Origin of the sequence: Lentzea sp. JNUCC 0626 (genome assembly GCF_043632865.1) — a bacterium.
Lineage (GTDB): Bacteria > Actinomycetota > Actinomycetes > Mycobacteriales > Pseudonocardiaceae > Lentzea.
In genome coordinates this window covers 10,203,229-10,217,313 of the sequence record NZ_CP171635.1, presented here as the reverse complement: position 1 = coordinate 10,217,313, position 14,085 = coordinate 10,203,229, and the positions used below count along the sequence as shown (strand labels likewise).

The following is a 14,085-nucleotide window of genomic DNA, read 5'->3' as shown; positions in this document are numbered from 1 at the left end:
CGTGCAGCAGATCAGGCCCTGCGGCGGCGGACCAACAGCACCGTGGCGGCACCTGCGCCCACGAGGCCGAGGCCAGACAGCAGCAGCCAGGTCGTCGACGCACCGGTGTTCGCAAGCGGCGGTTCCGGCGCGGGGACGACGGGCGGCGGGACCGACGACGAGACAGGCGTGGACGGCACCGACGACGGCGTCGAGGGGACCACCGGCGGCTTCGAGGGCGACGGCGGCGTGCTGCTGCTCGGCTTCACCGGCGGCTTCTCGACGCAGGGCGGCGTCTTGTACGTCCCCTCGTGGTTGTACTGCGGGTCGTCGGAAGCCTTCACAACCACCGTGAACGTGTGCGCGACGCTGCCGTCACGAACGAACTTCTTCGTGTAGGTCTCACCGAACTTGGTGTCGACGAGCACCTCGGTCCCGTCCTTCACCAGGACCGTGTTCGTGTTTCCGACGTAGGCGCGGAGGTCGATGCTCAGCACCGCATCTTCCTTGACGCACTCGGCTTTCGCCGCAGCCGTGTGCGCACTCGCCGGAGTGGCCAGCGCCAGCGATGCGATAGTGGCCGTGGCAGCCACCACGAACGCGCCGACAACCCTGCTTGCCATCACAAATTCTCCTGCTCCGATCGGTGCGACAACAAAGTCCACACTGGACAGAATGTCACCCGGCCGGGTGAACGGCGTCACGCTAGCCACCACGAGCACCCGCGCAGTCACGGTCCGGGAAGCCAGGGACTCAGCCGGGGGTAATCCCTCACCACGGTTCATCGAACACTGTGACGCCGGCCTCCGCGTGATGCGGAAGTTCTTTGCCACGCTTGAGGAAGCGCCGTCCGACGGCGTCCCCGGCCGACTTTCTCCGACACGCTGGTGATGCACCAACGAGAACCTGTTGAACGGAGTCGCGCAGTGAAGACAACGAACCGCGCTCGTCGCGTCACGGCACTCGCCCTGACTTTCCTCGCCGGGATCGGCATCACCACCATCGCCGCCCCTGCCGCGGACGCCCAGACCAACCGGCGCATCTGCACCTACAGCGGAGTGGAGACCTGGTACTCCAGCAACGGGGCCGTCGCGTCCTACGGCCAGTGGGCCCTGAACTACAAGAAGAAGGGCGGTTGCCCGACGAACGGGAACGCGGAGTCGCTCCGCAACACCGCGACCAGCACGTCGTGGGAGAAGATCACCTGCGAGGAGTTCGGCGACAGGTTCCGGACCCCCTCCGACCCGTGCCCCGGCATGACGATGGACTCGCTGTACTACGTCAGGTGGTACGTCAACGGTTCGCCCTCGACGTTCACGAACCACGGCCACTACTGACCGCGAGCCGCCGCCGCGCCGACCAGGAAGAGCCTTCGCCCACGGGCTCTTCCTGGTCTTCGGACTCAACCGGCCGGGTCAGGCACGCTCACGTCCCATGTAGACGTTGCGAGCACGGAAGAAGGTCGGTGAGGTCGGCCCCGGCGACCCGGACGACCCCTCCATCTGCAGGTTGATGATCAACCACATGGGCTTGCCGACGAAGTTCGCGCCGCGGTGCTGCCCGATCCACTTGCCGTCGAGGTAGTAGTGGATGTCGACGTCGGTGGCGTTCACCTTGGTGATCCAGGCCCGATAGCCGTGCCATGAGCCAGGCGAGGACACGGTGGCGATCGAGTTCGACACATCACTGGGAGTCCGGAAGGTGTTGAACCAGTTCCGGTCATCCCCCTTGAACTCGAGAATGTCGCTCTCCGGAGGCCAGCCGTTGACCGCGGTGAGCCAGAAGGCCGGCCAGGTCCCCTTCGCGGACGGGGCCTGGAACTCGCCCTTGACCTCCCAGGTCGGATACGTGGCGTTCACCAGGAGCTGCTCCTTGGCGTGCAGCGCCCCGGAGCGGTAGTGGATCGGCAGATGAGGGTCGTGAGAACTCTTGCCCTCCTCCCCGTTGACGCGGACCGCCTTCAGCGCCAGCACGCCCCCGGACTCGAGAAACACGTGACTGCGATCCGACGGGCTCGCGTACATCCTGGCGGATCCGTTGTGGTCCGATCCCCAGGGGTAGCGGTAGTTCCACGCGCCGTCGAGGGCGCCGTAGTTGGCGAAACTGCCGCTCAGCACCGTTTCGTACGCCGCGGCATTCGCCATCGCGTTCGCGCGGCCGCCCAGTGCCAGCCCAGCCAGTCCAGCGGCTCCCGCGGCGAGAAATGTCCTTCGGTCGTGCATCATCGCACCAACCTCCACAGTGAGTGTTAGCGTTAACACCCGCACTGCTCCGGAGATTAGTGACACAGGACACTCACCGCAAGAGGTAATCCGCCTCCTTGTCGCCCAGTTTCTTCGAAATCCCGGTCAGTCGCGATCAAGCACACCGGCAGAGGTATCCCGGACACCATCCAGGAGCCGGCGCGGCCCGCTCGCGGGCGCCGCCGCAGGTCACCTCGGAAAACGGCGACTCAAAGTCACCTTCCACTCCGCCGACTTCGAACTAATTTCCGCAGAGCGCGAAACAGGAACGAACCACGAGGCGCTAGAGGTAGAACTCGCGCACAGCAGAAACAGTAACGCACAAGGAAACCATGCCATGAAGAGAACACTCCACGTCGTCACAGCTCTGACCTTCGTGGCCGGCGCCGCACTGACGTCAACCCCGGCCGCACTCGCCCAGGAACAGCGATTCGTCCTGTTCAGCAACAAGTCCGACGTCGTCATGAACGCCTGCTACACCTCGCGCGACGGAAACGGCACGGAGCTGGCCCACGACTGCGACGCGGTCAGGATTGGAGGCAAGTCCACCTACTGGATTCCGCTCGCGACGTCCAAAACGCGAGTGACGGTGAGCGACGGACTGATCCAGCTCTGGGCCAGAGACCACACGAACTCGTACAACCTGTGCCTCCGGGCGAGCAGGTCTGCGTCAGTGCACGAAGCCACCGAGCAGCCGTGCACGCCGGACTAGCAGTCGCCACCCCTGCAGGCCACTCTCGGAAATCGGCTGCCGAAAGCGGCCTGCCGTCAGTTCATCCACCGGCCGGACTATTTCAGCGAAAGTCCAGCAACGGCACACTTCACCCGTTCTCGTGCCGCAGAGACCTTCTCCGAGAACTACGAAATATTTTCCGCAAAGACTGACCAACGCATCAGCCATAGATGCGCATAGAACCGCTCTCAACTACAAGAATAGAGCAAAGGAAAGAGCCATGAAGAGGATCACCCACGGCGGCGCGGCACTGGCGTTCGTAGTCGGCACCGCACTGGCGTCGACCCCGGCTGCGGTTGCCGCCGCTGAACAGCACTTCGCTCTCTTCAGCAACAAATCCGATATCATCATGACCGCCTGCTACACCTCGCGCGACAAAAATGGCAAGGAACTGGCCCACGACTGCGACCAGGTCAGGCTGAACAGCCAGTCCACCTTCTTCGTTCCTCGGGAAGCCGCCGACACGCGAGTGACGGTGAGCGACCAATGGGGACAACTATGGGGCAGCAACCTCCCGAACAACCGCGATCTGTGCCTGAGGGCGACCCGGACGGGGAAGGTGCACGAAGCCACCGAGCAGCCGTGCACGCCGGACTAGCAGGCGCCGCCCCACAGGCTGCTTTTCGGGGGTCAACCACCGAAAAGCAGCCTGTTGCCCGTTCACATCCAGCCCCGCGGTACAGCGTCGGCGTCCACTCCCCAAAGGAAGAACCATGAAGAGAATCGTCCACGCCGGCGCGGCACTGGCGTTCGCGGTGTGCACCGCACTGGCGTCCACACCGGCCGAGGCCGCTGGCACGGATCAGCACTTCATCCTGTTCAGCAACAAGTCCGACCTCGTCATGAACGCCTGCTACACCTCGTACAACGGGTACGGCAGGGAACTGGCCCACGACTGCGACCAGGTCAAGTTGAGGGGCCAGTCCACCTTCTGGATTCCAAGGGAAGCCACCGAGACTCGCGTGACGATTGCTGACGCAGGAGAACAGCGCTGGGCCAGCAACCACCCGAACGTGTACGACCTGTGCTTGAGGGCAACCAGGACAGCAACGGTGCACGAAGCAAGAGAGCAGCGGTGCACGCCGGACTAGCAGACGGCGCCGCCGTACAGGCTGTCCTCAGGGCACAACTCCCGACAACACCGGAGTCGGGCAACGCAGTGCGCACTCACCTCGGCTCGCCACCCATCGACAGCCTCTCAGGACCCCTCCGGCAGAGAACCTGTCCAGGCGAACCTTCTTCGCAACCGAGGAGTCAGCAGGATAAAGACGATCAGGCGGATCGCCGCCACTTTCACAGCGACGGCGATCTTCTGCGCGGGACGCTCGTCGCCGTATCACCGGCACAAGCCGCATCTCGCACGTACAACATCATGTTCGTCGGCACAGCCATCCCGGCCAACGTGGGTAGCGTCGAGGTGGGCGCACTGGCCAGGCAATGCGTTCACAATCTCGTGGCGGACAAGGACCGCAACTCCGGGATCAGCTTCAACCCGATCGACGACGGTCGTCCCCACGTCCTGGACTTCTACCTCTTCAGTGACAGTCACTGCAAATCCGGACACACGAGCAACCGGGTGACGCGCAACCTTCCGGACGGCATCAAGACCAAGAACTGGTGGGTCAATCTCAGCTGACAGGAACCACTTCCTCCAGAGTTCCGCAGGCACGAACCACCATTTCAGAAGAACAGGAGTCGCGCAGCCTGTCGGCAGCCCTTCAGGGGCCTCGGCAGGCAATTGCGCTAGCTCACACGATGTTCTCAACACCCCTGCGGAGCCAGCCGAGTGAACAAAGATACCAAGCTGCACGGCCGGCTTGAGAATCACGCCACATCTGAAGGTACCGAGCCTTTTCATCCTGTTGCAGCTGGTCGGCGCGTGTGATTGTGCTGTTACGACGGTAATGGCGCGGCGGGTTGTGCTGATGACAACGTGGTCAGATCGCGCTACCTACTACAAACCTGCCTGGTGATCGCCATGAGAGCGCGACCAACAAGATCGCGACCGGCCTGCGGATCAGCAGCACGCCGATCCGGACGAACCCAGTCGGCTCCCACCCGGTCAAGGCCAGGTGCGACCAGCGGAAACAAGACGAAAAAGGCTCACCAGAGTTCTGCATCGGCGGCGTTGTGATCGAAACTGATCGCGACACCGCACTCACCGCTCAAGCAACTGGCGACTGAACCCGAGCGCACGGCTTCCGGGCTTACACCAGCCACAACTGCAACGGTTCTCATTTACGGTCGTCACGACCTAAACTCTTCGGCTGTCACCACACGCAGCCGGCGGGTTTCGCCCAGCGCCTCCGAATGATTCACGCCGTCGACATCACAATTCGCCTGGCGGAGAGGCTGACAGCGATGCGACAGCCTCGCGGCGACAATCAGAAGTCCGGCCTCCTCGTCGCCACTCGTCCGGCTATCTCGGCTCGACACCCCGACCGGACGCGCCCTGGAGCATCAACAGCTGCCGGACCGCGTTCTTGTCCGGCTTTCCGGACCGAGTCACAGGAAGCTCGTCGAGGAACAGCACCGACCTGGGCCGCTGAAGTTCACCGAGATCCAGCCGCACGAGCTCGCCGAGCTCCACTTCGGACACTTCCGTTCCCGGCCGGCGCACCACCGCGGCGTGTACTGCCTCTCCGGTCCGCGGATCCTCCAGCCCGACGACGACCGCCGCGCGCACCGACGGATGGGTCATGAGCACGTTCTCGATCTCGACCGCGTGGCAGTTGAAGCCTCCCACGACCACGACGTCCCGCAGGCGCCCGGCGACGTAGACATACCCGGCGGCGTCGCGGTAGCCGAGATCAGCGGTCCGCGTCCAGTCGCCGTCGACGGTCTCGGCCGTCAGATGCGGTTCCCGCCAGTAGTGGTTCATCCGGTAAGGCGTTCGCGCGTGGATCTCACCAAGCTCGCCGACGGCGGCATTCCCAGTGCTCGCACGGATTTCCAGTTTCACGCCGGGACGAGGGCGTCCGACCGACCGCAGCAGCTCCGGCCGGTCCACGCGGTGATCCTCCGGCTGGAGCGTGCACAGCATGCGGGTCTCGGACTGCCCGTAGATCTGATAGAACACGGTCCCGAAGACCTCGATCGCCTGCCGGAGCCGGGCCGGGGACATCGGCGCGCCGTAGTAGACCACCAGTCGCAGCGTCGAAAGATCGGTGCGGGTCACGTCGGGGTGGTCGAGCAGGCGGTAGAGGTCCGACGGGTAGAGCGAGAGCACGGTGACGCGTTGCCGCTCGATCGCGTGAAGCACCGCCGAGGCGTCGAACCCTTGCTGGAGAACGAGTGTGGCTCCGTGCAGGAGCGCGGGCAGCACGGCGACGCCGGGAGCGTCGGTGACCGCGAAGCAGCGCAACAGTCGGCAGTCATCCGCGCGGTAGGCGGCGTCGGCCGCGTCCTGGTCGCCGATGGAGAGCCAGGACTCGGCCAGCTCCCCCATCCGTTCGAAGGTGTAGGCCGCCGCCTTGGGTTTGCCGCCCGTGCTGCCGCCGGTGAACACGAGGTCGGCGATGTCCTGTTCTCCGGCACGCGGAGTGAGCGCGGTGCTCGGCAGGTCGGCGGCAAGCGCCAGCAGGTCGGTCCCCGTCGACGAGGGGCCAAGTGACAGGAGGCCCTCGACACCGTAGGTCTCAGCGAGTTCCTCGGAACGGTCCGCGGCCAGCGCGGGCTCGTACACCACGGCCGCGACCTCGGTGAACTCGATCATCCTGGCCTGCTCGGCGGTCGCGGCACTGGTGGAGATTCCGGCGAAGTAACAACCGAGGACCTGGCTCGCCAGGTTGGTGACCAGGATTCCCGGTGTGTTGTGCGCGATCGCCGCCACGCCGTCACCACGTCTCAGGCCGAGACCTTCCAGCGCACGGGCCACGCGGAACACCTCAGCGAGCAGTTCGGCGTAGGTGAGTGAACCACCGGGGTGGATCACCGCCACCCTGTCCGCGTTTCGCCGGAAGGAGCCGAACAACGTGCTCAAGTACGCGCAGTCTTCGAAGATCATTGACTTCTCTCATCGACTCGTGGTGTTTCCAGCCGGATCCGTTCGGCTTTTTCCGAGATCCCAAGGCCTGCGGCGACGAGGACGGCGGCGAACGCGGTCACGAACGCCGCTCCGGCGAAACGCGTGATCACCCCTCCGGCGGCGGTGCCCAGCGCGACCGCGACGTGGATGGCCGACGAGTTGAGCGACAGGACCACCGACGGTGCCGAGGAGGCGGCGGCGATGAGCCGCCGCTGCTGCGGAACGGTGACACTCCACACCGTGAGCCCGTACACGGCCAGCGCCGCCAGCGCGCCCGTCATCGTCTTGCCGGCCAACGGAACGAGCGCGAGGTCGACGGCGAGTACCGGCAGGACGACGAGGAGCACCAGACGTGCTCCGAACCGGTCGGTCAGCAGGCCGGCCAGCACGTTTCCCACCGCACCTGCCACACCGGACACGAACAGGAGTACGGCGAGCCGGTAGCCGCTGCCCCCGGTCGCCTCGCCGAACACCAGGCTGACGTACGACGAGACCGCGTACGTTCCGGTGAACGCGGTCAGCGTTACCGCGAGCAACAGGAGCACCCTGCGATCACGCAGCGGGGCGAGCCGTTCGGCGAGACCGTGATGACGCGCTGACCCCGGCGCGTCCACGAAGCACGCGACCACGACCGCCGCCGCCCCACCGAGCGCGACGACGAACCACATGGTGCCGCGCCAGCCCCATTCCGCCCCGAACACGGTGCCGATCGGCACCCCGAAGGCCGCGGACAGCGTCAACCCGAGCACGACCGTCGACATCCGCCGGGATCGGTCTCCCGGCCCGGTGAGCGCGGCGATCGTGGCGATCGCCGACGGGGTGTACAGCGCCGCGCCCGCCGCTGCCACCGCCATGGCTCCCAGGGCCCAGCTGTAGGAGGGCGCCACAGCGGTCAGCGCGTTGCCGAGTGAAAAGATCCCCAGCCCTGCGAGCAGCACCGGCCGCCGCCGCACGGCACCGGTCAGCATGGCGAGCACCGGCCCGAGAAGGGCGTAGGCGACCGCGAACACCGTCACCAGCTGCCCCGCCGCTTCGACGTCGACCTGGAGGTCGGCGGCGACCGACGGGAGCACGCCTGCGATCGCGGAGGGATCCATGCCCACCGCGAAGGCGCCCACCGCGAGAACGGCGCCGGCAGCTCGGTTCGTTCCAGGAATGTCCATCGAATTCGAGGCTACGAACGTGCCTGCGGGCCGGTAACCCGAAAGTTCAGGAATCGCGCGAGATTAGGGAAATCACACTCGAACCGACATGATTCTCCGCATTCTGCGGAAACACTCGCGCATTCACACGACAAGATCCGGATTCACCTTCGGCGGCCACTGTCCAGCCAGCAGCACTCCTGCCGAGTAGGCCATCGCCACCAGTCCGGTCCGATTGCTCGCTCCGAGCTTCCGCACGAGCAAGGCGACGTGGTAGTCGACGCCGTGCCTGCTCAGGCAGAGCGACTTGGCCATCTCGGCGGTGGACACGCCCGCTGCCACGCGTTCGAGGATCGAGGCGCTGATCTCGCTGAGCTGCACGGACCGCAACGCCTCGGACAGCCGCCCGGCCTGCTCCGGACGCACCGAAAGCACGACACACGCAGTCCCGCGCACACGAGCGACGTGCGCCGTCATCTCCACGATCACCGACGTCCGATCGCGCCTCAACATCACCGCGTGCTGCACGACGTTGTTCACACGTCCAGCCGTCAGGTCGTCGAGCCGTTCACACAGCTGCGCGGCGAACCCTGGGTGCACGACACTGCTGAACGCGCCGCCCAGGACCGAGGACCCGAAATCCCGACGGAACAACGGGTCGACGGCGACGAACCGGAGCGAGGTGTCGAGATGGGCGAGCGCCCAGGCACCCGGACCGGCGGCCTGCCACACCGCCGTGTGACCGGCCGCCGAGTTCACCGACTCACCCGCGGTCAAGCGGAACCGACCCGAGAGCGGCAGACGAGACCGTGCGCTCACGCCTGCACACCAGCCGCCACCCGACGGCGAGCACCAGTAGCAGCACGGGAATCGACCAGAACGCGACCTTCTCCGCGTCACCGGCGAACGCCATCTGCCCGATCACCACCGTGAGGAAGGCGAGCGTCAGCCACGAGGTGTACGGCGCGCCTGGCATCCGGTACGAAGGCCGTTCGAGCTCCCCCCTCAAGGCCTTCTGCCGCAAACGCATCTGGCAGATGATCAGTGTGCTCCAGGTCGACACCACGCCCAGCGACGAGATCGCGATGGCGACGTCGAACGCCTCCTTGGGCACCAGGTAGTTCAGCACCACGCCGAGCAGGTAGGCGGCACCGGTGAAGAGGATGCCGCCGTACGGCACGTGCGACGAGCTCATCCTGGCGGTGAACTCCGGCGCCTCGCCTTTCTGCGCCAGCGAACGCAGGATGCGACCGGTGGCGTAGAGACCGGAGTTGCACGACGACAACGCGGCGGTCAGCACGACCGCGTTCATCACGTCGCCCGCGACCGGAACGCCCAGCGCCGAGAACACGGTGACGAACGGCGACTCCGTGCCCGTGAAGTGGTGCCACGGCAGCAACATGGCGAGCAGCAACACCGAACCGACGTAGAAGATCGCGATGCGGTAGACCACGCCGTTGATGGCACGGGGCAGGACCTTCGCGGGGTTTTTGGTCTCCCCTGCCGCGACACCGATCAGCTCGATCGAGGCGTACGCGAACACGACCGCCTGCAACGTCATCAGCGCAACGCCGAACCCTGCCGGGAACAGGCCGCCGTGGTCGGTCAGGTTGTGCGCACCGGCCTGCGTGCCGCCGACGTCCGCGGCACCGATCACCAGCGCGGCGCCGATGACCAGGAAGACCGCGATCGCGGTCACCTTGATGAGGGAGAACCAGAACTCCAGCTCACCGAACAACTTCACCGAGATCAGGTTGATCGTGACCAGCGCGACGAGCGAGACCAGCGCGGTCGCCCATTGCGGCAGGTCCGGGAACCACTTGTGCATGTAGATCGCGACCGCGGTGATCTCGGCGATGCCACTCATCGCCCAGTGCATCCAGTACAGCCAACCCGCGCTAAACCCTGCCCACGGACCGATGAACTCCCGCGCGTACTCGACGAAACTGCCGGACACCGGCCTGTGCATCACCAGCTCACCCAACGCCCGCATCACGAAGAACGCGGCGAGACCGCACACGGCGTACGACAAGATCAGCGATGGTCCCGCCGTCGCGAGTCGCCCTCCCGCACCGAGGAAGAGGCCGACGCCGATCGCGCCGCCGATCGCGATCATCTGCACCTGGCGGTTGCTCAGCGACTTCTCATAGCCGTCCGAACCAACTGACGCCGAACCGCTCACGTGATCTCCTCGACGACCGGTGAATTTGACCGGCGCTGACGATAATTGAGACCACATCAGCCGAGGCGCTGATTTAACCTGGGCTTGATTCCGAATTCAAAGGAAGCCACCCACGCAATTTCGGTCAGAGCGATCGCGCTGCGATTTCGGACACCGGGGCCGAGTAGCGCAAATCGGGCAGGAATGTCATGACGACGGCCGCACAGGCGATGAAACCCGCGCAGACCAGCAGGCCGACTCCGAACCCCGCACTCGCCGCCAGAGCGCCGAGGGTGAGCGGAGCGAGAGCCGAGACTCCACGGCCCGCGTTGAAGCAGAAGCCCGTGCCGGTCGCGCGCACCCTGGTCGGGAACAGCTCACCCAGGTAGGCACCGAAGACACCGGCGAAGGCCGCGAAGAAGGCGAACATCGGGCCCAGCCACATCAACGTCGCGCGGTCGGCCGCGACGACGTACAGCGGCAAGGTCGGCGCCATTCCCGCGAGCGACAGGACCAGCGCGCGCTTGCGCCCGATCCGGTCGGCGATCAGCCCGAAGACGTTGTAGCCCACGAACATCCCGAGGTTCAGCACCAGCATGAACACCGCGACCACCCCCGCCGCGATGCCCTTGCTGGTCTGCAGGTACGTCGGCAACCACGTGGACGCGCCCCACCAGCCGAACAACGCCAGCCCGGCCACGGTCGCCCCGAGCAGAGATCGCCTGCGCAACTCTGGGGAGAAGATCTCCGCCACCCGCACCGGAGTCGTCTTCTGCCGAGCCCATTCGGCCGACTCGCCGAAGAACAGACCGACGATGACCAGCGGGACCACCGTGCCCACGCCAGCGACGAGGAAGAGCAGGCGCCAGTCCGGCAGCAGGACAGCGGACAGCAGCGCGGCGACCACTCCGCCGATCGGGAACGAGCTCAGCACGAACGCTGCCGCTCGGCCCCGTTGCGCGGCCGGCCAGGTCTCGACCACGTAGGTCGACACCACGCCCCAGACCCCGCCCAGCCCCAGGCCCGCCAGGAAGCGCAGGACCAGGAACGCCGTGAAACCTGGCACCACCGCGAGGGCAGCGGTGAACACCCCGAACACGAGCAGCGACGCCATCAACGCCCGCTTGCGCCCGAAGTTGTCGGCGAGCCATCCGACGGTCACGCTGCTCACCCCGATGCCGAGCAACGTCGCTGTGGCGAGCAGACCTCCCTGCGTCGTCGTGAGGCCCAGTTCTGCGCGGATCGCGGGCAACGCGAACGACAGCAGCAGGATCTCCAGTGCGTCGAACATGTAGGCCACGAACGAGCCCACGAGCACGACCCACCTGACATAACCACTCACGCGAACCAGTCCATTCGATCAGGCTTCCAACGGGGGATGCTCATCCTCTTGGAGCACAGATTCCGCTAGTTCGCCCGCTGTTCAGCACACCCGAGGCGGATTTCCGCGCATCGCGAGAAACCATCCGCGATGCGCGCATTCCTTTTCAGGTCGATCTCCAGTCACCCGACAAGAACAGCACGAGAGTGACTCGAGCTCCCAGCGGAGAGGTGCAGGTCAACCCCATGTCAACCGCCCGATCGCGCAGGAGCCTCCGCCAGCGGGACCGCGGGCGGGAGGAGACCTGCGCCGACTGGCGAAAGACCCTCCAGAACGAGGCTGATGTAGCGGCTCCAGCCATTGCTCCCCAAGTCCATGGTGAACAGCAGGCTCAACACCATCACCATGATCCGGTAGAGGTCGTCGGGGACGAGATCGGCGCGCAGCCGACCTGCCTGCTGCGCACGCTGGGCGAGTTCGGTCAGCGCCTCGAAGAACGGCGGGGAGATCTTCGGCGAGACAGCACCGGCGTTGCGCGCCGCACCCACGGTGCCGGGCTCCCTGGCTGCCATGGCGACCGCCGCCTCCATCAGGGTCACCATGCCGTGCCTGGGGTCGTCGTCGGCCAGCGCGCGTTCGATGGCGGGCGAAATCTCCTCGGCGATGCACTGGCCGAAGGCCGCCCTGGCGACCGATTCTTTGTTGGGAAACCGGCGAAAGAGGGTGGTGGCACCCACGCCCGCACGATCGGCGATCTCGTTGAGCGACACGTCCGGGCCGATCTCGGCGTAGGCCGCCCGAGCGGCCCTCAGGATCCGTTCGGCGTTGCGCGCCGCGTCGGCACGGAGTCGTCGCGCCCCTGTGGTCATCGCTCCAGCTTAGCAACCGGTAGCCAACTACCATTTATGCTACCTTCAGATGCAGTAAGCGGTAGTTGGCTACCACTTACTGGGCGACCACAGGAACAGAGGAGAGTCCGATGAAGGTCACGGTCGACGAGCCCGCGTGCGTGGCGGCTGGACAGTGCGTGCTGATCGCGCCCGACGTGTTCGACCAGCGGGACGAGGACGGCATCGCGATCCTGCTCACCGAGACACCGGAACCGGGGTTGCACGACTCCGTCCGCGAAGCCGCGGCCGTGTGCCCCGCCGCCGCGATCCACCTGGCCGAAGCGTGAACCGGGTCGTCGTCGTGGGTGCCTCCGCCGGTGGCCTGGCCACTGCGGAGGCGCTCCGTCGAGCGGGACATCAGGGCACCATCACGTTCGTCGGCGCCGAGTCGCACCTGCCCTACGACCGCCCGCCGCTGTCCAAGCAAATCCTGACCGGGGAGTGGCAGCCTGACCGGCTGGCTCTGCGCGCCACCGCCGACATCGACGCGCTCGACCTGGACCTGCGACTGGGCGTGCCCGCGAGCGGGCTGGACGTGGCGAACGGCACCGTGGCGCTGGCCGACGGAACCGAACTGTCCTACGACGCTCTCGTCGTAGCGACGGGAGTTCGCCCTCGCACCCTGGCGGGCGCGGAGTCGGTACCGGGCGTGCACACGTTGCGCACGCTGGAGGACGCCCTCACGCTGAAGGCGCGGCTGGTTCCCGGGCGGCGGCTCGTGATCATCGGTGCCGGGTTCGTCGGCGCCGAGGTAGCTGCCGTCGCGGTCGGGCTGGGTGTCGAGGTGACGATGCTGGAAGCCGGCCCGCTCCCGATGGCCCAGGCCATCGGCGACGAGGCAGGTCGTTTCCTGGCCTCGGTCCACCGTGACCGAGGCGTCGATCTGAGAACCGAGGTCGCTGTCGATGAGATCGTCACCGCCCACGGCGCGCTGTCCGGTGTGAGGCTCGCCGACGGCACACTGCTCCCCGCGGACGACGTGCTGGTGGCCATCGGCGGCACACCGAACACCGAATGGCTGACCGGCAGCGGTCTCACCATCACCGGCGGGCTGGTGTGCGACCAGTTCAGCGCCGCCGCACCCGACGTGTACGGGGTCGGCGACGTGGCGTCCTGGCACAACCCGCTCTTCGGCACCACGATGCGCGTCGAGCACCGCACCAACGCCGCCGAGCAGGGCATGGCCGTCGCCCGCAACCTGCTCAACCCCGACGAGCGGAAGCCGTTCGCCCCGATCCCGTACTTCTGGTCAGACCAGTACGGCCTGAAGATCCAGGCCTACGGCTACCTGCGCGCCTACGACGAGGCGCTCGTGGTGGACGGCGATCCGAACCAGCAGCGGTTCCTCATCGCCTACCGCAGGGCGGACCGGCTGACGGGAGTGCTCGCCATCGGCATGCCGCCCAAGACGTTGCGCGCCTGGCGTGCCCTGATCGCAGCCGCGACTCCGTGGGAGACCGCCATCCAGACGGTCACCGTCTGACGCACCCGCCACCAGCCACCGCAATGCGGTCCGCGCAGGTGAAGGCCGCCTCTCCCCTCCAGCGGCCTTCACCTGCACCCCCCGACACGGACGTGGAGTTCGTGCC

Annotated in this window: 15 protein-coding genes; 7 read left to right on the top strand and 8 right to left on the bottom strand. The window is 66.3% G+C overall.

Translation table 11 applies throughout. From position 1 onward, the window contains the following. Window positions 1-11 precede the first annotated feature (11 nt). The gene (locus JNUCC0626_RS47950; RefSeq protein ID WP_394617260.1) at window positions 12-602 is read right to left on the bottom strand and encodes an LPXTG cell wall anchor domain-containing protein; all 591 of its coding nucleotides are present in this window, start codon (window positions 600-602) and stop codon (window positions 12-14) included. 303 nt (window positions 603-905) lie between these two features. On the opposite strand from JNUCC0626_RS47950, the gene JNUCC0626_RS47945 reads away from it, so the two are divergent. Continuing rightward, on the top strand, window positions 906-1,316 hold the full coding sequence (locus JNUCC0626_RS47945) for a hypothetical protein (protein ID WP_394617259.1): 411 nt from the start codon (window positions 906-908) through the stop codon (window positions 1,314-1,316). A gap of 78 nt (window positions 1,317-1,394) precedes the next feature. On the opposite strand, the gene JNUCC0626_RS47940 is transcribed toward JNUCC0626_RS47945, so the two are convergent. Then, entirely contained in the window at window positions 1,395-2,204 is an 810-nt protein-coding gene (locus JNUCC0626_RS47940) for a glycoside hydrolase family 16 protein (protein ID WP_394617258.1), read from the bottom strand. A gap of 355 nt (window positions 2,205-2,559) precedes the next feature. Between JNUCC0626_RS47940 and JNUCC0626_RS47935 the strand changes: the two genes are divergently transcribed. The 4 genes from JNUCC0626_RS47935 (at window position 2,560) to JNUCC0626_RS47920 (ending at window position 4,591) form a co-directional block, all read left to right on the top strand. After that, window positions 2,560-2,934 (top strand): hypothetical protein, encoded by a 375-nt coding sequence (locus tag JNUCC0626_RS47935; RefSeq protein ID WP_394617257.1) that lies wholly within the window; start codon window positions 2,560-2,562, stop codon window positions 2,932-2,934. Between the two features lie 241 nt (window positions 2,935-3,175). Then, window positions 3,176-3,553: a hypothetical protein gene (locus JNUCC0626_RS47930; protein WP_394617256.1), complete on the top strand. Its 378-nt coding sequence runs from the start codon at window positions 3,176-3,178 to the stop codon at window positions 3,551-3,553. A 115-nt stretch (window positions 3,554-3,668) separates the two neighbouring features. Then, window positions 3,669-4,046 (top strand): hypothetical protein, encoded by a 378-nt coding sequence (locus JNUCC0626_RS47925; protein WP_394617255.1) that lies wholly within the window; start codon window positions 3,669-3,671, stop codon window positions 4,044-4,046. Window positions 4,047-4,114: 68 nt separating this feature from the next. After that, window positions 4,115-4,591, top strand: coding sequence for a hypothetical protein (locus JNUCC0626_RS47920; RefSeq protein WP_394617254.1), 477 nt, complete (start codon window positions 4,115-4,117; stop codon window positions 4,589-4,591). A 783-nt stretch (window positions 4,592-5,374) separates the two neighbouring features. Here the strand turns inward: JNUCC0626_RS47920 and JNUCC0626_RS47915 are convergent. The 6 genes from JNUCC0626_RS47915 to JNUCC0626_RS47890 form a co-directional block, all read right to left on the bottom strand. Continuing rightward, the gene (locus tag JNUCC0626_RS47915) at window positions 5,375-6,961 is read right to left on the bottom strand and encodes an AMP-binding protein (protein ID WP_394617253.1); all 1,587 of its coding nucleotides are present in this window, start codon (window positions 6,959-6,961) and stop codon (window positions 5,375-5,377) included. After that, a complete protein-coding gene (locus JNUCC0626_RS47910) occupies window positions 6,958-8,145 on the bottom strand; it encodes an MFS transporter (RefSeq protein WP_394617252.1) in 1,188 nt (395 codons plus the stop codon). Before JNUCC0626_RS47910 ends, JNUCC0626_RS47915 begins: the two co-directional genes overlap by 4 nt. A 123-nt stretch (window positions 8,146-8,268) precedes the next feature. Continuing rightward, complete coding sequence (locus JNUCC0626_RS47905) at window positions 8,269-8,901, bottom strand: helix-turn-helix transcriptional regulator (RefSeq protein ID WP_394617251.1); 633 nt, start codon at window positions 8,899-8,901, stop codon at window positions 8,269-8,271. Further along, a complete protein-coding gene (locus tag JNUCC0626_RS47900; protein ID WP_394622260.1) occupies window positions 8,888-10,240 on the bottom strand; it encodes an amino acid permease in 1,353 nt (450 codons plus the stop codon). Before JNUCC0626_RS47900 ends, JNUCC0626_RS47905 begins: the two co-directional genes overlap by 14 nt. A 190-nt stretch (window positions 10,241-10,430) precedes the next feature. Continuing rightward, window positions 10,431-11,627: an MFS transporter gene (locus JNUCC0626_RS47895; RefSeq protein WP_394617250.1), complete on the bottom strand. Its 1,197-nt coding sequence runs from the start codon at window positions 11,625-11,627 to the stop codon at window positions 10,431-10,433. A 227-nt stretch (window positions 11,628-11,854) separates the two neighbouring features. Next, entirely contained in the window at window positions 11,855-12,475 is a 621-nt protein-coding gene (locus JNUCC0626_RS47890) for a TetR/AcrR family transcriptional regulator (protein ID WP_394617249.1), read from the bottom strand. Between the two features lie 110 nt (window positions 12,476-12,585). Here JNUCC0626_RS47890 and JNUCC0626_RS47885 point away from each other — a divergent pair, with 110 nt between their 5' ends. Next, window positions 12,586-12,783 (top strand): ferredoxin, encoded by a 198-nt coding sequence (locus tag JNUCC0626_RS47885; protein ID WP_394617248.1) that lies wholly within the window; start codon window positions 12,586-12,588, stop codon window positions 12,781-12,783. After that, the gene (locus JNUCC0626_RS47880) at window positions 12,780-13,979 is read left to right on the top strand and encodes an NAD(P)/FAD-dependent oxidoreductase (RefSeq protein WP_394617247.1); all 1,200 of its coding nucleotides are present in this window, start codon (window positions 12,780-12,782) and stop codon (window positions 13,977-13,979) included. Before JNUCC0626_RS47885 ends, JNUCC0626_RS47880 begins: the two co-directional genes overlap by 4 nt. Window positions 13,980-14,085 lie beyond the last annotated feature (106 nt).